The organism is Mesorhizobium sp. CA13 (genome assembly GCF_020165235.1).
In the GTDB taxonomy this organism is placed as follows: Bacteria; Pseudomonadota; Alphaproteobacteria; order Rhizobiales; family Rhizobiaceae; genus Mesorhizobium.
The window spans coordinates 411632-432771 of the sequence record NZ_JAIUHS010000004.1 but is presented as its reverse complement, the minus strand read 5'-3'; the positions used below and the strand labels follow the sequence as shown (position 1 = coordinate 432771).

Sequence of the window (21140 nt, the reverse complement as noted above, 5' to 3'; positions counted from 1 at the left end):
AGTGTCCTCAACTTCGGGTATCAGGGGACACTCTTTTAACCGGACGCTCCTGACACGGTTCTGTCAGCATCTGCCGCGGCGCGGCGGATAAGGGCACTCGACTGCGGGGTGCTACAGCAGGATCTTGCGGACGAGCCTGAAGCAGACCAGGGCGATATAGGCGCCGAAGAACAGGCCGAGCGACCAGCCGAATCCGGAGGGCCCGAAACTGTCCATGCCGATGCCGATCGCCTGCGGGCCCAGCACCATGCCGACGCCGTAGCACAGCACGAAGGCGGCGTTTGCCGATGCCAGTTCATGGCCGGACAGTTGCGAACCGAGATGGGCGAGGCCGATCGTGTACATGGCCGCGACGACACCGCCCCAGACGAAGAGAAGGGCCGCCATCAAATGCCAGTTCGTGGCAAAGAAAGGCATGAACACCGTGCCGGCGAGGCCGACGATGGCACAGGCGAGCAGCAGATGGCGCCGGTCCGAAACGCGGTCGCTGATCATGCCGATGGGGATCTGTAACAGCACGTTGCCGAGCCCGATCATGGTCAGCAGCAACGCTGCATCGGCCTCGGAGTAGCCGATCCGGCTGCCATAGACCGGGAACAGGGCGAAACCGCCGGTCTCGACGGCGCCGAACACCAGCACGGCGAAGGTGGCGGTCGGCACCAGCCAGATGTAGCGCAGGAAGTGGCTGGTTTCACTCTCCGCCACGATGGCGGGGCTTTCGTTGCGCGCGGCCAGCACCGGTATCGCCGCCAGCGTCACCAAGGCGATGATGACGCCGAACGGCCTGAAGCCGGAACTGCCGAGATGGGCGAACAGCCACGGTCCCGCGGCAAAGCCGAGCGACAGAACGGTGGCGTAGATGCCGAGCACAAGGCCTCGCCGGTGCGGTGGCGCCGAGGTGCTGATCCAGAATTCCGACAGGATGAACAGCACCGTCAGCGCGATGTGCAGCACTATGCGCAGCGGAAACCACATCCAGAAATCGGGTGCGAAGTGGAAGCCGACGAAGGCCAGCGCACCGGCGGCAATCATGGCGATCATCGTCCAGGCAACGCCGAAGCGCATGGCGAGCGGCGTGGCCAGCGGGGCGCCGGCGATCGAGGCCAGGCCGGCGACGGCCGTATTGAGGCCGATCATCGAGGCCGAATGACCGCGCGTTTCCAGGATGACGCTGAGCAGCGGCATGCCGAGGCCGATGGCGATGCCGACGACGCTGATCGACGAGATCGCCGCCACCATCGGCAGCCAGTGTACGCGCTCGTCGCCCTTTGGTTGGGTATCGACCGTCATGTTATGTCTGAATACTCGATGATCTACAGAATTTCGCGGGTGAAGCGGTTGCGGACAAGCCGGTAGAAGGCCACGGGACCGCCCGGGCGCAACAGCGGATCATGGGCGAGGCGGCTTTCCAGCTCGTCCAGGATCATCCGGGTGATGTCGGGAATGTCGGCTTCTCTGGCCTTGGCAAGCGGCAGCCAGACCAGTTCCTCGAGTTCGTTGGTCGGGCCGCCACCCGGCAGTTCGACCGCGACGTCGCCGCGCCAGGCGCAGAAGAAGCGGGTGTCGAAGCGGCGCACCCGGTTGGGCGGGGTGATGGCGCGCGCAATGAAGCGCAGCATGTCCAGGGAGGGTTGCACGCTGTGTTCGGCGAAGCCTTGCCAATCGGCCCTTGCGGTGGCGAAGGCGCCTTTGCGACCGATCAGCAGCCCGGCTTCCTCATAGGTCTCGCGGATGGCCGACAAGGCGATGGCGCGGGCACGCGCCTCGCTGGTGCGGCCGGGGCCGGCGATGAGCTTTGCTTCCTGCTCGGGATGCAGCGCGGTGGCGGTGGGGATGCGGCTGTCTGCCGGGTCGGTACGGCCGCCGGGAAACACGAACTTGCCCGGCATGAAGGCGTGACCGGCATGACGGCGACCCATCAAGACCCGCAAGTCGTTGGCCTTGCCGTCGAGCAGGATCAGGGTCGCGGCATCGCGTGGACGAATCGCCCGGCCGCCATGCGTGGCCAGACCCTTGTCGAGCCTGTCGACGTCCGCCTTGGTCATTCCTTCCATGCGCAGGACCTAGCGGAAACGTCTTGCATGCGAAAGTAGCCTTGACGGTTGGCATGTTGCGCCAGCCAACACCTCAGGCACCGGGGTGGGGTTCAGCCACGTCGTGTTCGGCAGCAAAACCGTGCATATAGAACGCCCATTGCAATCCGATGACGGCTCCTTTCACCGGTTGCAGCAGTGCAACCGACAGCAGGATCGTCAACGGCACCCAGATCGCGATGTGCTGCCAGGTGGAAAGGGTCGACGTCGCCTCCACGCCCATGAAGGCGCCGAGCACGATGTGGCCGACGATGACGATGACCAGATAGGCGGGCAGGTCGTCGGCCCGGTGGTGGTGCATCTCCTCGCCGCACACGCTGCATGTCTCGACGGTCTTGGTGAAACCGCGAAACAGCTTGCCTTCGCCGCAATGCGGGCAGCGGCCGAGCATGCCGCGCTTCATCGCCGTCCACAGCGGTCGCGCGATCCGGCCCGAGTGATGTTCGCCGCCGAAAACCTGTTCTTCCGTGCCTCTTGCCATCATCGTCTCCTGCCGCGCGAGCCTGGGCGCGATTGTGACGCACGGGCGCGGCCTTTTGCCTTGTGAAACGACCTGACGGAGCCAGGCAGGGGCTTCGGGTCGGTCAACATCTCAAAGCGCATCGCGCCGGCCATCGGCGCCACCTCGACGAGACGGACCTCGACACGGTCCGCCAACTGATAACCCTTGCCCGAGCGTTCTCCGTAGAGCGAGCGGGCCGTTTCGTCGTATATATAGTAATCGCCGCCCAGAGTTGACACAGGGATGAAACCATCCGCGCCATACTGCGGCAATTGGACAAATAGTCCCGATTTGGTGACGCCCGAAATGCGGGCGTCGAAACGGTCGTCGATGCGCTCGGCGAGATAGGCTGATATCAGCCGGTCGACCGTGTCGCGTTCGGCCGCCATTGCACGGCGTTCTGTGCCGGAAATCAGCACCGAAACATCCTCGAGCCGCGCTTCCTCCTCCTGCGTCAGGCCGCCCGGGCCAAGGCCGAGTGCGGCGATAAGCCCGCGGTGCACGATGAGGTCGGCGTAGCGGCGGATCGGCGAGGTGAAATGCGCGTAGCGCCTGAGGTTGAGGCCGAAATGGCCGATGTTCTTGGGCGAATATTCGGCCTGGCTTTGCGAGCGCAGCACCACCTCGTTGACCAGGCCTTCATTGTCGGCGCCACGCACGCGCTCGAGAATGCCGTTGAACTGGGCGGGCCGCATCTGCGCGCCGCGCGCCAGCGACAGGCCCAGTGTCTGCAGAAATTCGCGCAGCGATTCCTGCTTGGCCAGCGAGGGGGCGTCGTGGGTGCGGTAGACCAGCGCCTGCTTCTTCGCCTCGAGCGTCTCGGCGGCGGCGACATTGGCCTGGATCATGAATTCTTCGATGAGCTTGTGGGCGTCGAGCCGTTCCGGCACGACCACGCGATCGACGGTGCCGTCCTCTTTCAGCAGGATCTTACGCTCCGGCAGGTCGAGCTCCAGCGGCTGGCGGCCATCGCGTCCGCGCTTGAGAATCGCATAGGCATCCCATAGCGGCTTCAGCACCATGTCGAGGATCGGGCCGGTCTTGTCGTCAGGCATACCGTCGATCGCCGCCTGCGCCTGTGGATAGGCGAGCTTGGCCGCCGATTTCATCATCACGCGATGGAAGGAATGCCTGATCTTGCGCCCGTCCGCCGAGAAGGTCATGCGCACGGCTAGCGCCGGGCGATCCTGGCCTTCGCGCAGCGAGCAGAGATCGTTGGAGATGCGCTCGGGCAGCATCGGCACGACGCGGTCGGGGAAATAGACCGAGTTGCCGCGTTTCAGCGCTTCGCGGTCGAGTGCCGTGCCGTAGCGGACGTAAGCAGCCACGTCGGCGATGGCGACCGTGATGACCACGCCGCCGGGGTTCTTCTCATCGACATCGGGCGTGGCAAACACCGCGTCGTCGTGGTCCTTGGCATCGGCCGGGTCGATGGTGACCAGCGGCAGGTCGCGCCAGTCCTCGCGGTTGGCCATCGTCGCAGGCTTGATGGTTTCGGCTTCGGCGATGACGTCGGCCGGGAAGACATGCGGAATGTCATGCGCGTGGATGGCGATCATCGAGACCGCCTTTTCGCTGGTCAGCGAGCCCAGCACGTTGAGTACTTTTGCTCTCGGCAAGCCATAGCGCGAGGCCCGCGCGGGCTCGACCTCGACAAGATCGCCGTTCTTGGCGCCGTTCTGGAATTCCTTGTCGACGATCAGTTCGGGTTGCCGGCGCTCCACCGGCTCGATGCGGAAACTGCCGTCCTGAAGCACGCGAAAGACACCGAGAACGGCATCCGTGCGCTTCTCGAATATCTTCATCACCCGCCCTGTGTAGGCCGGGCCGCCCAAGGCGACGTTTGTGTCGTCGGCGGGAAAGGTCTTGGCCAGCACGCGGTCGCCGATGCCCGGCGCCGGTCCGCCGCCGCTGCGCGACAAGCGGATGGAAACGATGGGGGGCGGTCCATTGGCGGTGTGTTCGGTGGGACGCGCCAGCAGCACGCCGTCGGCGTCGCGGTCGAAAATGTCGAGCACCGTGACATGGGGCAGGGCGCCAACGCGGGCCAGGCGCTTACGCTCCTTGGTCAGGACGCCTTCGTCCTGCAGGTCGCGCAGGAGATCCTTCAGCCAGATGCGGTCCGGGCCGCGCAGCGCGAACGCCTTGGCGATGTCGCGTTTTCCAGCGCGATCCGGATTTTCGGCGATGTAGCGCAGGATTTCGTCACGCGAGGGCCTGTAATCGCCCTTGACCTTGGCCGTTGTGTCGGCGGTGCGCGGGTCGCCGTGGGTTCTTGCGGAGATCCTGCGCGCCACGCCGTTCTATCCCTTTTTCTTGGCGGCAGGCTTCTTGGCCGCCGTCTTCTTGGTAGCGGGCGCCTTGGCCGCCGCCGCTTTGCGGAAGGGCTTCTTGCCGCCGCCGCCCTTGGCTTCCTTCTCGGCGATCAGCGCCAGCGCATCCTCCATCGTCACCGATTGCGGATCCTTGCCCTTGGGCAGCGTGGCATTGACCTTGCCGAAATTGACATAAGGCCCGTATTTGCCGTCGCGCACGACGATCTTGCCGCCGCCGTCGGGATGTTCGCCAAGCTCCTTGAGGGCTGCCGCAGTGCCGCCATTGCGGCCGCCCTTGCCCTTCAACTGCTTTTCGGCGATCACCGAAACGGCGCGGTTGAGGCCGATCGAGAACACATCCTCGATGCTGTCGAGATTGGCGTAGGTGCCGTCATGCAGCACGAAAGGCCCGTAGCGGCCGAGCCCGGCCGAGATCATCTTGCCGGTTTCCGGATGCTTGCCGACATCCCGCGGCAGGGAAAGCAAGGCAAGCGCCTTCTCATGGTCGATCGAATCGGGCGTCCAGCCCTTGGGCAAGCTGGAACGCTTGGCCTCCTTGCCGTCGCCACGCTGGATGTAGGGTCCGAAGCGGCCGCTGCGCAGCGTGATCTCCTCGGCCGTGTAGGGATCCTTGCCGAGCACTTTGGTGCCGTCTTCGCCGCCGCCATTCTCGCCATTGGGATTGGCGGCGTCGCCGAGCTGGCGGGTGAAGGAGCATTCGGGATAGTTCGAGCAGCCGACGAAGGCGCCGAACTTGCCGAGCTTCAGCGACAAATTGCCGGTGCCGCATTTGGGGCAGATGCGCGGATTGGAGCCGTCCTCGCGGGCGGGGAAAACCAGCGGCGCCAGTTCCTCGTTGAGCGCATCGAGCACGTCGGTGACACGCAGTTCCTTGATGTCGGCGACGGCGCCGGAAAAATCCTTCCAGAAATCGCGCAGAACGTCCTTCCAGGCGAGCTTGCCGTCGGAGATCTCGTCGAGCTTTTCTTCGAGCGATGCGGTGAAGTCATATTCGACATAACGCTCAAAGAAGCTTTCCAGGAAGGCCGACAGCAGCCGGCCCTTTGCCTGCGGCACCAGCCGGCGCTTGTCGATGGTGACATAGTCGCGGTCCTCGAGCGTCTTCAGGATCGCCGTATAGGTCGACGGCCGGCCGATGCCGAGCTCCTCCAGCTTCTTGATCAACGAAGCTTCGGAATAGCGCGGCGGCGGCTCGGTCGTATGCTGGGTGGCGTTGATCGCCTGGCGGGAAAGCTGCTCGCCGGCACGGATTTCGGGCAGGCGGCGGTTTTCCTCATCCTCGGAATCATCGTCCTTCTGGTCGGTATAGGCGGCGATGAAACCATCGAAGCGCACGACTGAACCGACGGCGCGCAACTCGGCCGTGCGCGCGCCGTTGACCGCCTCGATCTCGACCGTGGTGCGCTCGATCTCGGCGGGCTGCATCTGGCTGGCGATGGCGCGTTTCCAGATCAATTCGTAGAGCCGCATCTGGTCGGCATCGAGATATTGCCTGACCGATGCCGGCGTGCGCATGAAATCTGTCGGGCGGATCGCTTCGTGCGCTTCCTGGGCGTTCTTGGCCTTGGTCGTGTACAGCCGCGGCTTTTCCGGCAGGTATTTCGGGCCGAATTCCTTGGCGATCGCATCGCGTGCGGCCGAGATCGCCTCGGGAGCCATCTGCACGCCGTCGGTTCGCATATAGGTGATCAGGCCGGTGGTTTCGCCGCCGATCTCCATTCCCTCATAGAGGCGCTGCGCCACCTGCATCGTGCGGTTGGCCGAAAAGCCGAGCCCAGACGAGGCGGCCTGCTGCAATGTCGAGGTGGTGAAGGGCGGGCCTGGATTGCGCTTGGTGGGTTTTGCCTCGACGGACAGCGCCTTGAAGGCGGCGCCCTCGAGCATGGCCTTGATGTCGTCGGCCTGCGCCTTGTTGGCGATGTCGAGCTTTTGCAATTTCTTGCGCTCGAAAGCGGTCAGGCGCGCCTCGAAAGTCTCGTTGCGCGGCGTGCCGAGGATGGCAGCGATCTGCCAATATTCCTCGCGGATGAAGCGTTCGATCTCGGATTCGCGGTCGCAGACCAGCCGCAAGGCGACCGACTGCACGCGGCCGGCGGAACGGGCTCCCGGGAGCTTGCGCCACAGCACCGGCGAGAGCGTGAAGCCGACGAGATAGTCGAGCGCCCGGCGGGCGAGATAGGCGTCGACCAGCGGCGCATCGATCTGGCGCGGATTGGCCATCGCCTCGAGCACCGAGCTCTTGGTGATGGCGTTGAAGACGACGCGGCTGACCGGCTTGTCCTTCAGCGCGCGCTTCTGCCGCAAGACTTCCAGCACGTGCCAGGAAATAGCTTCGCCCTCGCGGTCCGGGTCGGTGGCGAGGATCAGGCCGTCGGCGTCCTTGACCGCCTTGGCGATGTCGGCGAGGCGCTTGCCGGAGGCCGTGTCGACCGCCCAGGACATGGCGAAATCCTCGTCGGGTCGCACCGAGCCGTCCTTGGCCGGCAAATCACGGACATGGCCGAACGAAGCCAGGACCTTGTAGTTCCTGCCGAGGTATTTGTTGATTGTCTTCGCCTTGGCCGGCGATTCGACGACGACGACGTCCATGAGGGCTCATATCAGCTGTGATGCGGCAGAAGAATTCCGCTGCGCGCGACGAAATCTCGGTTGTGTTCGTCGCTCACATGGCCGCGCTTTTGCATCCGGTCAAGGGGAAGCGGCCAAATTGCAAGAATGCCGACAGCAATACACTCTAAGAGTGTATGGAGAAGATCACATTGTTGAGGGGTAACTAAGACAAATGGCTGGAGCGGTGAGGGGCGGCTCATATTGGCGCCGATGAGTCGCCGGCGACCCTGTGGATTGAGCCAAATGCCGCGCCAGCGCTACTGATGCATGCTGCCAGGCGTGGAGGCACGCCCGGCAGCACGTCGAAGTTAAGCCGGCTGCCTCAGTCGGCCTTGACGATATGCCAGACGCCGCCGACGCCGTCACCGGACACATCGCCGGCCTTCTTGTCCTTGATGAAGGTGTAGACGGGCTTGCCGTCATAGGCCCACATCTTGGTGCCGTCGGTGCGGTCGACGACGGTCCATTCATCGTCCGCCTTGGCGCCGGCCTCGGCCTTCAGCGGCGGCCAGTTTGTGGCGCATTTGTCGTAGCAGTTGGTCTTGCCCTTCTCATCCTTGTCATAGGTGTAGAGCGTCATGCCATTGGCATCGGTATAGATCTTGGTGCCGTTGACCTCAGCTTCCTTCCACGCCTCGGCGGCAAAGGAGGCGGCGGTGCTGAGCAGGAGTCCGGCCAGCCCTGCGGTTATAATTTTCATGGAAATCTCCCTGGCTGATATCTGGAGACGCGCGGAAAGTCGCGGTCTCGTTGTATCAACGCAATACGCGGTTGCTTTCTTCCCGCCCGCGATGACTTGCCACACGATGGTGATTGGCGGACGAACCCGCGTGCCGCTATATCGTCGCCAGAACAATTGGAGCCTTTGGAATGGCGTTGGATATCGGCTATGTCAGCGCGGTCGGGGCGGGGGCGATCTCGTTCCTGTCACCTTGCGTGCTGCCGCTGGTGCCGCCCTATCTCTGCTACATGGCTGGCGTGTCGGTCGACGATTTTCGCGGCAATGCCGGAGCGGCAGCCAAAGCCGGCGCCCGCACCGCGCTGCTTTATTCCTCGATTGCGTTCGTGCTCGGCTTCTCGACCGTGTTCGTCGCGCTGGGCGCCGGCGCCTCGACCATTGGCCGCCTCCTGCGCGTGTGGCAGGAGCCGCTGGCGATGGGCGCTGGCGTGCTGATCATCCTGATGGGCCTGAATTTCCTCGGCATCCTGCGCATTCCGCTTTTGTCGCGCGAGGCGCGCTTCCAGTCGCAGGGCAAACCCGCGAGCACTGTCGCAGCCTATGTCATGGGGCTGGCCTTCGCTTTCGGCTGGACGCCGTGCATTGGCCCGGTGCTGGGGCCGATCCTGACGCTGGCCGGCGGCCGCGAGACGGTGGGCGAGGGCGCATTGCTGCTTGCCGCCTATTCGCTCGGCCTCGGCATTCCGTTCCTGATCGCGGCGCTGTTTTCCGGCGCCTTCATGCGTTTCCTCGGCAAATTCCGCGTCCATCTCGGCCGCGTGGAGAAGGCGATCGGCGCATTGCTGGTCGTCGCCGGCGTGTTTTTCCTCACCGGCGGCGTGCAGACCGTATCTTATTGGCTGCTGGAGAATTTTCCGGTGCTGGGTCGCCTGGGGTAAGGAAAGCAACAGACGGTGCGCCTACTGATTAAAAGTCAGTCGCTCAACCATCTCACCGGAATTTAACCGCATTGGTGCAGCATGGCGCCGCTGCTAGCATGATTTGATTCCCAACGCTTTTCCTATGGATGTCTTCCATGAGCCAGAGAACATGCCTGTCCATCATCCTCGCCGCCGGTGAAGGCACGCGCATGAAGAGCGCGCTGCCCAAGGTGCTGCACCAGATCGCCGGCCTGCCGATGGTCGCGCATGTCGTCAAGGCGGCCGAGGCGGCGGGTGCCGGCGACCTCGCGCTGGTGATAGGCCACGGCGCCGAGGAGATGCGCAAGGCGGCGCAGAAATTCGCGCCGAAGGCAGAGGCTTTCGTGCAGGAAAAGCGACTCGGCACCGCGCATGCGGTGCTTGCCGCGCGCGCTGCGATATCAAAGGGTTACGACGATGTCCTCGTCATGTTCGGCGATACGCCGCTGATCGATCCGGACGCGCTGACGGCGGCGCGCCTGAAGCTGGCGCAAGGTGCTGCCGTCGTTGTCATCGGCTTTCGCACGGCAAACCCTACCGGCTATGGCCGCCTGATCGAAAAAGGTGGCAAGCTCGTCGCCATCCGCGAGGAAAAGGACTGCTCCGACGAGGAGAAGAAGATCACCTTCTGCAATGGCGGGCTGATGGCGATTGCCGGCGGCCAGGCGCTGAAACTGCTCGATGCCGTCGGCAACAAGAACGCCAAGGGCGAGTATTATCTGACCGATATAGTCGAGATCGCCGGCGCGCAGGGCCTCGATGTCGTCGCCACCGAAGCCAGCTTCGAGAATGCACTTGGCATCAACAACCGCGCCGAGCTGGCGCAAGCCGAAGGCATCTGGCAGGCACGCCGCCGGCAGGAGGCGATGCTTTCGGGCGTGACGCTGATCGCGCCGGAGACCGTTTTCTTCTCGCACGACACCGAGATCGGCGCCGACACCATTGTCGAGCCGAACGTCTGGTTCGGCCCGGGCGTGAAGATTGCTGGCGGCGCCAGGATCCACGCCTTCAGCCATATCGAGGGCGCCATCGTCGCCGCCCATTGCGATGTCGGCCCCTTCGCGCGGCTGCGGCCGGGCGCGGACCTCAAGCAGAAGGCCAAGGTCGGCAATTTCTGCGAGGTCAAGCAGGCCGTCATCGAGGAGGGCGCCAAGGTCAACCATCTGACCTATATCGGCGACGCACGGGTGGGAGCAGGCGCCAATATCGGCGCCGGCACGATCACCTGCAATTATGATGGCTATCTGAAGCACTTCACCGATATCGGCGAGGGCGCCTTCGTCGGCTCGAATTCCTCACTTGTGGCTCCGGTCACCATCGGCAATGGCGGCTATATCGCCTCGGGCAGCGTCATCACCGAAAGCGTGCCCGACGATGCGCTGGCCTTCGGCCGCGCCCGCCAGAAGACGATCCCCGGCAAAGGCAAGGAATTGCGCGAACGCTTCGCGTCGGCCGCCGCTGCCAAAAAGAGGTAAACCCAGTCTTCAAAAACTGAACGATTGCAGTAACTGGATTGCAAGTGCCCTGTGTCATGATGCATGCGTACGAGACTGTTCCCATTACACGGAACGAAACGCAAAGTGACTTTCGCGGCAGCCCGGCAATCCGTAGATAGCGCCGGCTTCTGCGGGAAATTGGGGACGTCTGCATGTGCGGTATCGTTGGAATTGTCGGCCATTCGCAGGTTGCGCCGCTCATCGTCGATGCGCTGAAGCGGCTTGAATATCGCGGCTACGATTCGGCCGGCGTTGCCACCATAGAGAGGGGGGCGCTTGGCCGCCGCCGCGCTGAAGGCAAGCTCGTCAATCTCGAACGCCGGCTGAAGGACGAGCCGCTCGACGGCACGATCGGCATCGGTCACACCCGCTGGGCCACGCATGGCGTCCCGAACGAGACCAACGCGCATCCGCATTTCTCCAATGGTGTCGCCATCGTCCACAATGGCATCATCGAGAATTTCGCCGAGCTGCGCGACGAATTGATCCGCGACGGCTATTCCTTCTCGTCGCAGACCGATACCGAGGTTGTCGCGCATCTGATGGCGCGGGAAGTCGCCAAAGGCTTGAAACCGGTCGATGCCGCGCACAAGGCGCTCAAGCGGCTGGAAGGCGCCTTTGCGCTGGCTATCATGTTCACGGGCGACGAGGACCTCATCGTCGGCGCCCGCAACGGCCCGCCGCTGGCGGTCGGCCATGGAGATGGCGAGATGTTCCTGGGCTCCGACGCCATCGCGCTTGCCCCTTTCACCAATTCGATCACCTATCTGGAAGACGGCGACTGGGCGGTGGTGCGCCGCAGCGGCGTCGCCATCTTCGACATCGACGGCAAAAAGGTCGACCGCAAGCGCCAGCAGTCGCTCTCGACCAGCTTCATGGTCGACAAGGGGAATCGCCGTCACTTCATGGAGAAGGAAATCCATGAGCAGCCGGAGGTGATCTCGCACACGCTGGCGCATTATGTCGATTTTGTTTCCGGCGCCTCCAAGCCGCTCGACCTGCCATTCGACTTCGCCACCATCGACCGGCTGGCGATTTCGGCCTGCGGCACTGCTTATCTGGCCGGACTCATCAGCAAATACTGGTTCGAGCGCTACGCGCGGCTGCCGGTGGACATCGATGTCGCCTCCGAATTTCGCTACCGCGAAATGCCGCTGTCGAAGAACGACGCCGCCTTCTTCATCTCGCAGTCGGGCGAGACCGCCGACACGCTGGCCTCGCTGCGTTATTGCCGCAAGGCCGGCATGAAGATCGGCGCCGTTGTCAACGTGCGGGAATCGACCATGGCGCGCGAATCCGACGTCATCCTGCCGACGCTGGCCGGGCCGGAGATCGGTGTCGCCTCGACCAAGGCCTTCACCTGCCAATTGTCGGTGCTGGCCTCGCTCGCCGTCCGGGCAGGCGTGGCGCGCGGCACGATCTCGCGGGACGAGGAAAAGTCGCTGGTCCGGGCGCTTTCCGAGGCGCCTCGCTATGCCAACCAGGTGCTCAAACTCGAAGAGCAGATCGAACGGATCGCGCGGGAACTGTCGCGCTACAAGGACGTGCTCTATCTCGGACGCGACACCAATTTCCCACTCGCCATGGAAGGCGCGCTGAAGCTCAAGGAGATCTCTTACATTCACGCCGAAGGCTATGCCGCCGGTGAGTTGAAGCACGGGCCGATCGCCCTCATCGACGAGAACATGCCGGTCATCGTCATCGCGCCGCATGACCGCATTTTCGAGAAGACCGTGTCCAACATGCAGGAAGTGGCGGCGCGCGGCGGCAAGATCATCCTGATCACCGACGCCAAGGGCGCCGCGCAGGCGAGCGTGAAGACGATGGACACGATCATCCTACCGGACGTGCCGGAAATCATCTCGCCGATCATCTATGCGCTGCCTATCCAGATGCTGGCCTATTTCGCCGCCGTGTTCATGGGTACCGATGTCGACCAGCCGCGCAATCTGGCGAAATCGGTGACGGTGGAGTAGCACTGTCCCTGTTCGCTTCGCGCCCAGTAATTTCGAAGTCCAGCTGGCGATGGCCTCTTCTTTCGTCATCTTCGGGTCTGCGCCGCGTAGCTTCGCTCCTTGCTCGCCCGTGGATGACGAAGCGACGGATGCTTCGGCTAATCGCGAATGGAAGCAGCTTCCATTTGGAACACAGAAAGCCACGTCATAAGCGAGCTCTTTAAAAACTTCGCAGTTCCAAAGCGCTTAGCGGTTCATTAATGTCGCGCTGTAGGCAGCGCTCCCGGTGAACCATGTCAGATGCTCTCAAGACCTCCGGCATGACCCGGCTGAGGAACTATTTCCTCACGGGCTTCGTCGTCTGCGCGCCGCTTGCGATCACCGCTTATATAGCGTGGTCCTTCGTCGGCTGGGTGGATTCCTGGGTCAAACCCTATATTCCGGCACGCTATAGTCCCGATACCTACCTGCCGTTCCCGGTTCCGGGGTTCGGACTGATCGTGGCGCTCGTCCTGATCACGCTGATCGGGTTCATGACCGCCAATATCGTTGGCCGTGCCATCGTCAATTTCGGCGAGCGCCTGCTTGGCCGAATGCCGCTGGTGCGGGGCATCTATCGCTCGCTGAAGCAGATTTTCGAGACCGTGCTGTCGAACAAAGGCGACATGTTTCGCCAGGTCGGCTTGGTCGAATATCCGCGCAAGGGGGTGTGGTCGCTGGTGTTCGTGGCCAGCGAGAAGGAAACCGAGATCAACCAGAAGCTTGACCAGGAAGGCGATCCGCTGACCGCTGTCTTCATGCCCTGCACGCCTAATCCGACGACGGGCTTCCTGATGTATGTGCCGAAGTCGGACATCGTGCTGCTCGACATGACGATCGAGGATGGCGCCAAGCTGATCGTCTCGGCCGGGCTGGTGGCGCCGGAGGTGAAAACGAAGCTGGTGACGCTGAATGGCGAGCCGGTCACGGGCACCCTGGCCAATCCGCCGCTCGGGCCTTATCCCGCCCGCAGGAGCCGCACCGCCTCGTCGCGGCCGAACAAGTAGAGCAGCAGGCGCAGCGCTTCGCCGCGCTCGGTCTGCAGGTCCGGATCGCGTGACAGGATCAGCCTTGCGTCATCGCGGGCCGCTTCAAGCAGGTCCGCATGCGCCTCGATGCGCGCGACCTGGAAGCCCGGCGTGCCGGACTGACGGGTGCCAAGCAATTCGCCTTCGCCGCGCAGCTTTAGGTCCTCCTCGGCGATCACGAAGCCATCCTCGGTCTCGCGCATCACCGACAGGCGCCGCTTGGCCGTTTCGCCGAGCGGATCCTTGTAGAGCAGCACACAGGACGAAGGCTTGTCGCCGCGCCCGACGCGGCCGCGCAACTGGTGCAGCTGGGCGAGGCCGAAACGTTCGGCATGTTCGATGACCATGATGGTGGCGTCCGGCACGTCGACGCCGACCTCGATGACGGTTGTGGCAATCAGGATACGTGTCTCGCCCTGTTTGAAGGCGCGCATCGCTTCGTCCTTCTCGGCGCCCTTCATGCGGCCGTGGACAAGGCCGATCCGGTCGCCGAACAGGGGCTTCAAGGAAGCAAAGCGGTCTTCGGCCGACATCAGCTTTATCTCTTCGGATTCTTCCACAAGCGGGCATATCCAGTAGATTTTCTGGCCGCCGGCCACCGCTTCCACCATGCGATCGACGAGCTCGTCGAGCCGCTCAAGCGGCAGCGTGACGGTGCGGATCGGCTGCCGGCCGGCGGGCTTTTCCGTAAGCTTGGAGACGTCCATGTCGCCGAAGGCGGTCAGCACCAGCGTGCGCGGGATTGGGGTTGCCGTCATCACCAGCATGTCCGGCGCGTCGCCCTTGGCGGTGATGGCAAGCCGCTGGTGGACGCCGAAGCGGTGCTGCTCGTCCACGACGGCAAGGACCAGGTCGTGGAATGCCACCGTTTCCTGAAACAGCGCGTGGGTGCCGATGACGATGTCGATCTCGCCGCTGGCCAGCCCCGCCAGCGTTTCGGTGCGCTCGCGGCCCTTTTCGCGACCGGTGAGGATCGCCGTGCGCATGCCTGCCTGTTCCGCCAAAGGGGCGATCGTCGCCAGATGCTGGCGCGCCAGGATCTCTGTCGGCGCCATCAGGGCAGCCTGGCCGCCAGCCTCGACGGCACGCGCCATGGCCAGCAGCGCGACGACCGTCTTGCCGGAGCCGACATCGCCCTGCAGGAGGCGCAGCATGCGTTCGGGGTCGGCGAGGTCGGCATTGATTTCGGCGAGCGCGAATTCCTGGGACGCGGTCAACGAATAAGGCAGGACCGCGCGCAGCTTCTCGACGATCCGGCCGTCGCCGGTGAGTGGCCGGCCGGACAGCCTGCGGACCCTCGACCGGACCAGGGCCAGCGACACCTGGCCCGCCAGCAACTCGTCATAGGCAAGACGCCGCCATGCGGCGCCTTCGATGGCGACATCGATCGGGTCTGCGGGATGATGGATGCGGGCCAGCGCGTCACCGAAAGACGGGAAACTCTGGCGGCGCATGAAAGCCCCATCCTGCCACTCGGGCAGCTCCGGCAGACGGCCGAGCGCCTGGCCGATGGCGCGGCGCAGCACCTTGCCGGACAGTCCTGCCGTGAGGGGATAGACCGGCTCGACCAGCGGCAGGTTTTCGGCGTCGCCGGCCAAGGCAATATGATCCGGATGGACCATGGTCGGGCGCCCGTTGAACCATTCCATGCGGCCGGAAACCACGACATGCTCGCCAACCGGCATCGATTTTTCCAGATAGGCAGCGTGGGCGTGGAAGAAGGTCAGCGCCACTTCGCCGGTATCGTCATGGGCGTAGACCCGGTAAGGCACCGACCTGTTGCCGCGCGGCGGCGGCTGGTGGCGGTCGATGCGCAGGTCTAGCGTTACGATGGCGCCTTCGGCCGAGCCGGCAATGCCCGGCCGGCTGCGACGGTCGATGACGGTATGCGGCAGCACGAACAGAAGATCGCCGGCACGCGCCGCCCGATCGCCGAGATCGGCCGCGACGACCTTTTCGATCAGCGCGCCGACCTTCGGCCCGACACCCGCGAGCGACGTGATCGGGACGAAAAGGGGGTCGAGGATGGAAGGACGCATGATGTCAGCTTATGTCGCGACGGCTGCAGCGCAAGGCTGACAGCCCCTTCTATCCACGCTATATGCGCCGCAGCAAGTGAGGATGCGGCACAATGACGGGAACGAAACGATCAAGCGAGGGGCTCGACGCCCGCCGCCGCAAGCTCTTGTTCCGCTCCTGGCACCGTGGCATGCGCGAGATGGACCTTATCCTCGGCACTTTCGCCGATGCCGAGATCGGCGCCTTGACCGGCGACGAAATCGACCAATATGAAAAGCTCCTCGATATTCCCGACACCGAATTCCTGCCCTTGATCACCGGCGAACGTCCTGTTCCCGCCGACATCGATTGTGCGGTCCTGCAAAAAATCGTGGCTTCACGCCGGACAATGACCTTTTGAAGAACGTTTCCATGAGCCTCATTCCCACCATCGGCTTGCCGAAAGGCCGCGCCGGCCAGTTCATCGTCGACGGCGTCGCCGACGGCTATGAAGCCTTCGCGCTGGTGCAGGCGGCGCACGAAATCGCGCCCGACAAGCCCGTGCTGTTCGTGGCGCGCGACGGGCAGCGCCTGCCGGCAATCACAGAGGCGCTGGCCTTTGCCGCTCCCGGCCTGCCGGTGCTGGAACTGCCCGCCTGGGACTGCCTGCCCTATGACCGCGTCTCGCCCGGTTCGGACGCGGCCGCCCGGCGGCTCGACGCGCTCGCCGCCATGATCGCGCTGGCGAGGAAGCCGCATCGCGCCGTCATTCTCACCACCGCCAATGCGCTGCTCCAGCGCATCCCGCCCGCGGACCTTGTCGAGGCACAGACCTTTCACGCCAAACCTGGCAACCAGATCGATATGAACGCGCTGGTGTCGCGGCTGGAGGCATCGGGCTTCGAGCGGGTGCCGACGGTACGCGGCATCGGCGAGTTCGCCGTGCGCGGCGGCATCCTTGACCTTTTCGCACCCGGCTGGACCGAGGCGCTGAGGCTCGATTTCTTCGGCGATACGCTGGAATCGATCCGCGTCTTCGATGTGGCTACCCAGCGCACCACCGGGCAGCGCAAGTCCATGGCGCTGCAGGCGATGAGCGAGGTGGCGCTGACGCCGGAGACGATCAGCCGCTTCCGCCGCGCCTACATCGAAGCGTTCGGGGCGCCGTCGCGTGACGATGGGCTTTACGCCGCGGTCAGCGAAGGCCGGCGCTTCGCGGGCATGGAACACTGGCTGCCGTTCTTCTACGAGCGGTTGGAGACCGTGTTCGACTACCTGCCGGACACGCCTGTCGTTTTCGACCATCTGGCACATGAAGCGCTTGCCGAACGCCACACTCTGATCCTCGATCATTACGAGGCGCGCAAGAAGCAGGCCGAAGGTGCGCTGAAGGACGCGGTGCCCTACAAGCCGGTGGCGCCGGACCTGCTGTACCTTTCGCCGGAAAATCTCGTCGCTTCACTCGGACCGCGCGAAGCGATCGACTTCACGGCCTTCGACGCCCCCGATGCGGGCGCCAAAAAGGTCTTCCATGCCGGCTCGCGCCATGGTCGCAGCTTCGCGGAAGAGCGCGCCGACCCGAACGTCAATGTCTTTGACGTCGTGGTGAAGCACATTGCCGACGAACGTGCGGCACGCCGCCGCGTCATTGTCGCCGGCTGGACGGAGGGTTCGCTCGACCGGCTCGGCCAAATTCTCGCCGAACATCATCTGGGCAATCTTGCGCCGGTGGCAACCTTGGCGGAAGCGGAGAAACTCGAGCCTGGGCAGGCGGCGTTGGCCGTGCTGCCGCTGGAATCCGGTTTCGAGACCGAAAGATTGGTCGTCGTCGCCGAACAGGACATTTTGGGCGACCGGCTGATCCGGCGCTCCAAGCGCAAGAAGCGCGCGTCCGACTTCATTGCCGAAGCCTCGGCCCTGTCGGCTGGCGACATCGTCGTCCATGCCGACCACGGCATTGGCCGCTTCATCGGCCTGCGCACCATCGAAGCCGTCGGGGCGCCGCATGATTGCCTGGAAATCCACTATGCCGGCGACGACCGGCTGTTCCTGCCGGTGGAAAACATCGAGCTCCTGTCGCGCTACGGCTCCGATACAGCCGAGGCGACGCTCGACAAGCTCGGCGGTGGCGCCTGGCAATCGCGCAAGGCGCGGCTGAAGAAACGCCTGCTCGACATGGCAGGGCAGTTGATCCGCATCGCCGCCGAACGGCAGATGCGCGCGGCACCCCCGCTGGTGCCGGCGGAAGGCCTCTACGGCGAGTTCGCCGCGCGCTTCCCCTATGAGGAGACCGATGACCAGCAGACGGCCATCGATTCCGTCAGGGACGATCTGGCGGCCGGCAAGCCGATGGACCGGCTGATCTGCGGCGATGTCGGCTTCGGCAAGACGGAAGTCGCGCTGCGCGCCGCCTTCATCGCGGCGATGGAAGGTTTCCAGGTGGCGGTCGTCGTGCCGACGACCCTGTTGTCGCGCCAGCACTTCAAGACCTTCTCGCAGCGCTTTTCCGGCCTGCCGATCCGCGTCGCCCAGGCATCGCGGCTGGTGGGCGCAAAAGACCTGGCCGAGACCAAGAAGGGCATCGCCGAAGGGACGGTGGATATCGTGGTCGGCACCCACGCGCTGCTCGGCAGCGCGATCTCGTTCAAGAATCTCGGCCTGCTGATCATCGATGAAGAGCAGCATTTTGGCGTCAAGCACAAGGAGCGGCTGAAGGACCTGAAGACCGACGTCCACGTGCTGACGCTGTCGGCGACGCCTATCCCGCGCACGCTGCAACTGGCGCTGACCGGCGTGCGCGAACTGTCGCTGATCGCCACGCCGCCGGTTGACCGCATGGCGGTGCGCACCTTCATCTCGCCCTTCGATCCGCTGGTCATTCGCGAGACGTTGTTGCGCGAGCGTTATCGCGGCGGCCATTCCTTCTATGTCGTGCCGCGCATCAGCGATCTGGCGGAAATCCATGATTTCCTGAACCAATCCGTGCCGGAACTGAAGGTGGCAGTGGCCCATGGCCAGATGCCACCGGGCGAGCTCGACGACATCATGAACGCCTTCTACGACGGCCAATACGACGTTCTCTTGTCGACCACCATCGTCGAATCCGGCCTCGACATCCCGACCGCCAACACGCTGATCGTCCATCGCGCCGACATGTTCGGGCTGTCGCAGCTCTACCAGTTGCGCGGCCGTGTCGGACGCTCGAAAGTGCGCGCCTATGCGTTGTTCACGCTGCCGGCCAACCGCAAGCTGACCGACACCGCCGAACGCCGGCTGAAAGTGCTGCAGTCGCTGGACACGCTGGGTGCCGGCTTCCAGCTCGCCAGCCATGATCTCGACATCAGAGGCGCAGGCAATCTGCTCGGCGAAGAGCAGTCCGGCCACATCAAGGAGGTCGGCTTCGAACTCTACCAGCAGATGCTGGAGGAGGCGGTCGCGGAGGTGAAGGATTCCGGCGAGGTGCTGGATGGCGGCTGGTCGCCGCAGATCGCCGTGGGCACGGCGGTGATGATCCCGGAGAGCTATGTGCCGGACCTGCAGCTCAGGCTGGCGCTCTATCGGCGTCTCGGCGACCTCGAGACCACCGAGGAAATCGATGCTTTCGGCGCCGAGCTGATCGACCGTTTCGGCCCGCTGCCGGAGGAGGTGAAGCACCTCCTCAAGATCGTCTTCATCAAGGCGCTCTGCCGCAAGGCCAATGTCGAGAAGCTCGACGCCGGGCCGAAGGGCGTGGTCATCCATTTCCGCAAGCGCGAATTCCCCAACCCGGTCGGACTGGTCAAGTTCATCGGCGAGCAGGGTTCGCTGGCCAAGATCCGGCCGGACCAAAGTGTCGTCTTCACCCGCGACTGGCCAACGGCGGAAAAGCGTTTGGCAGGCGCGGCTGTCGTCATGACGCAACTGGCGCGGCTGGTGGAGAAGGCGGCGTAGCCGGTCCGCACCATTCGCCAGCGCTGAAATTCCGGTCTAGAATAGGAAATCGGCTTCGTGTATGGAGCCGCCACCCCACATGGGGGCTGGAAATGGCGGGCGAGGGTGCTTGCCGGAAAGAGCGTTGGGTGCAGCGATGACGAAATGGTCGCCGAATTCGTGGAGGGCAAAGCCGATCAAGCAGGTCCCGGCTTATCCGGACCTTGCCGCGCTGAAGAACACGGAGGCCCAGCTCGCCACCTTTCCGCCGCTGGTTTTTGCCGGGGAAGCGCGCAAGCTGAAGAAGCAACTGGCCAGCGTCGCCGCCGGCGAGGCATTCCTGCTCCAGGGCGGCGACTGCGCCGAGAGTTTCGCCGAACATGGCGCGGACAATATCCGCGACTTCTTCCGCGTCTTCCTGCAAATGTCGGTGGTGCTGACCTTCGCCGGTGCGCAGCCGGTGGTGAAGATCGGCCGCGTTGCGGGCCAGTTCGCCAAGCCGCGCTCGTCCGACAACGAGACCAAGGGCGAGGTGACGCTGCCGAGCTATCGCGGCGATATCATCAACGGCATTGAATTCGACGCCAAGTCGCGCATTCCCGATCCTGCCCGCCAGGAGATGGCGTACCGCCAGTCAGCGGCGACGCTCAACCTTCTGCGCGCCTTCGCGCAGGGCGGCTACGCCAGCCTGGAGAACGTGCATCGCTGGATGCTCGGCTTCGTCTCCGACAGCCCACAAGGCGAGAAATACGAGTCGCTCGCCAATCGCATCACCGAGACGATGGATTTCATGCGCGCGGTCGGCATCACCTCCGAGACCAATTTCGCGCTGCGCGAGACCGATTTCTATACCAGCCATGAGGCGCTGCTGCTCGGCTATGAGGAGGCGCTGACGCGTGTCGATTCCACCTCCGGCGACTGGTACGCGACGTCTGGCCACATGATCTGGATCGGCGACCGCACCCGCCAGCCGGACCATGCGCATGTCGAATATTGCCGCGGCATCAAGAACCCGCTCGGCCTGAAATGCGGCCCATCGCTGACGCCGGACGGCTTGCTGGAACTGATCGATCTGCTCAACCCCGAGAACGAGCCGGGCAGGCTGACGCTGATCGCCCGCTTCGGCTCCGACAAGGTCGCCGACCATCTGCCGAAGCTGGTGCGCGCCGTGCAGAAGGAAGGCCGCAGCGTCGTCTGGTCGTCAGACCCCATGCATGGCAACACGATCGAGGCGGCCGGGTACAAGACGCGGCCGTTCGACCGCATCCTGAAGGAGGTGCAGACCTTCTTCGAGGTGCACCGCGCCGAAGGCACGCATCCGGGCGGCATCCATGTCGAGATGACCGGCAAGAACGTGACCGAATGCACCGGCGGCGCCCGCGCCATCACCGCCGAGGAATTGCAGGACCGCTATCACACCCATTGCGACCCGCGTCTCAATGCCGACCAGGCCATCGAACTGGCGTTCCTGGTGTCGGACCTGCTCAAGAAGAGCCACCCTGTGCAACACAAGCAGGTCGCCAACGGCTGAATTCT

At 64.1% G+C, this 21140-nt stretch carries 14 protein-coding genes; 7 read left to right on the top strand and 7 right to left on the bottom strand.

Annotated elements, in window-relative coordinates; all coding sequences use genetic code 11:
• Positions 1-111 precede the first annotated feature (111 nt).
• The 6 genes from LB566_RS13510 to LB566_RS13485 all read right to left on the bottom strand — a co-directional run bounded on the left by LB566_RS13510 (position 112) and on the right by LB566_RS13485 (position 8241).
• Positions 112-1290, bottom strand: a complete 1179-nt coding sequence (locus tag LB566_RS13510) for an MFS transporter (RefSeq protein WP_140548121.1) — start codon at positions 1288-1290, stop codon at positions 112-114.
• Positions 1291-1313: 23 nt separating this feature from the next.
• On the bottom strand, positions 1314-2054 hold the full coding sequence (locus tag LB566_RS13505; protein WP_224624737.1) for an NUDIX hydrolase: 741 nt from the start codon (positions 2052-2054) through the stop codon (positions 1314-1316).
• Positions 2055-2127: 73 nt separating this feature from the next.
• Positions 2128-2574 carry a DUF983 domain-containing protein gene (locus LB566_RS13500; protein WP_224624736.1) on the bottom strand — a complete coding sequence of 149 codons (447 nt, stop codon included), beginning with the start codon at positions 2572-2574 and terminating at the stop codon, positions 2128-2130.
• Positions 2574-4892: a ribonuclease R gene (gene rnr, locus LB566_RS13495; protein WP_224624735.1), complete on the bottom strand. Its 2319-nt coding sequence runs from the start codon at positions 4890-4892 to the stop codon at positions 2574-2576. The genes LB566_RS13500 and rnr overlap by 1 nt, the downstream gene beginning before the upstream one ends.
• A 6-nt stretch (positions 4893-4898) precedes the next feature.
• Complete coding sequence (topA, locus tag LB566_RS13490; RefSeq protein WP_224624734.1) at positions 4899-7520, bottom strand: type I DNA topoisomerase; 2622 nt, start codon at positions 7518-7520, stop codon at positions 4899-4901.
• 343 nt (positions 7521-7863) lie between these two features.
• Positions 7864-8241: a hypothetical protein gene (locus LB566_RS13485; protein WP_140548131.1), complete on the bottom strand. Its 378-nt coding sequence runs from the start codon at positions 8239-8241 to the stop codon at positions 7864-7866.
• Between the two features lie 170 nt (positions 8242-8411).
• Between LB566_RS13485 and LB566_RS13480 the strand changes: the two genes are divergently transcribed.
• From LB566_RS13480 to LB566_RS13465, 4 genes are all read left to right on the top strand, one after another.
• A complete protein-coding gene (locus tag LB566_RS13480; protein WP_140548133.1) occupies positions 8412-9158 on the top strand; it encodes a cytochrome c biogenesis CcdA family protein in 747 nt (248 codons plus the stop codon).
• A gap of 137 nt (positions 9159-9295) precedes the next feature.
• Positions 9296-10654 (top strand): bifunctional UDP-N-acetylglucosamine diphosphorylase/glucosamine-1-phosphate N-acetyltransferase GlmU, encoded by a 1359-nt coding sequence (glmU, locus tag LB566_RS13475; protein ID WP_224624733.1) that lies wholly within the window; start codon positions 9296-9298, stop codon positions 10652-10654.
• Between the two features lie 173 nt (positions 10655-10827).
• Entirely contained in the window at positions 10828-12651 is a 1824-nt protein-coding gene (glmS, locus tag LB566_RS13470) for a glutamine--fructose-6-phosphate transaminase (isomerizing) (RefSeq protein ID WP_224624732.1), read from the top strand.
• A gap of 272 nt (positions 12652-12923) precedes the next feature.
• Entirely contained in the window at positions 12924-13676 is a 753-nt protein-coding gene (locus LB566_RS13465; protein WP_224624731.1) for a DUF502 domain-containing protein, read from the top strand.
• On the opposite strand, the gene recG is transcribed toward LB566_RS13465, so the two are convergent.
• Positions 13628-15736, bottom strand: coding sequence for an ATP-dependent DNA helicase RecG (gene recG / locus LB566_RS13460; protein WP_224624730.1), 2109 nt, complete (start codon positions 15734-15736; stop codon positions 13628-13630). The genes LB566_RS13465 and recG overlap by 49 nt on opposite strands.
• Before the next feature lie 92 nt (positions 15737-15828).
• Here recG and LB566_RS13455 point away from each other — a divergent pair, with 92 nt between their 5' ends.
• From LB566_RS13455 to LB566_RS13445, 3 genes are all read left to right on the top strand, one after another.
• Complete coding sequence (locus tag LB566_RS13455; protein ID WP_140548142.1) at positions 15829-16116, top strand: succinate dehydrogenase assembly factor 2; 288 nt, start codon at positions 15829-15831, stop codon at positions 16114-16116.
• Between the two features lie 11 nt (positions 16117-16127).
• Positions 16128-19625, top strand: a complete 3498-nt coding sequence (gene mfd / locus LB566_RS13450) for a transcription-repair coupling factor (protein WP_224624729.1) — start codon at positions 16128-16130, stop codon at positions 19623-19625.
• 136 nt (positions 19626-19761) lie between these two features.
• A complete protein-coding gene (locus LB566_RS13445) occupies positions 19762-21135 on the top strand; it encodes a class II 3-deoxy-7-phosphoheptulonate synthase (protein ID WP_224624759.1) in 1374 nt (457 codons plus the stop codon).
• Positions 21136-21140 lie beyond the last annotated feature (5 nt).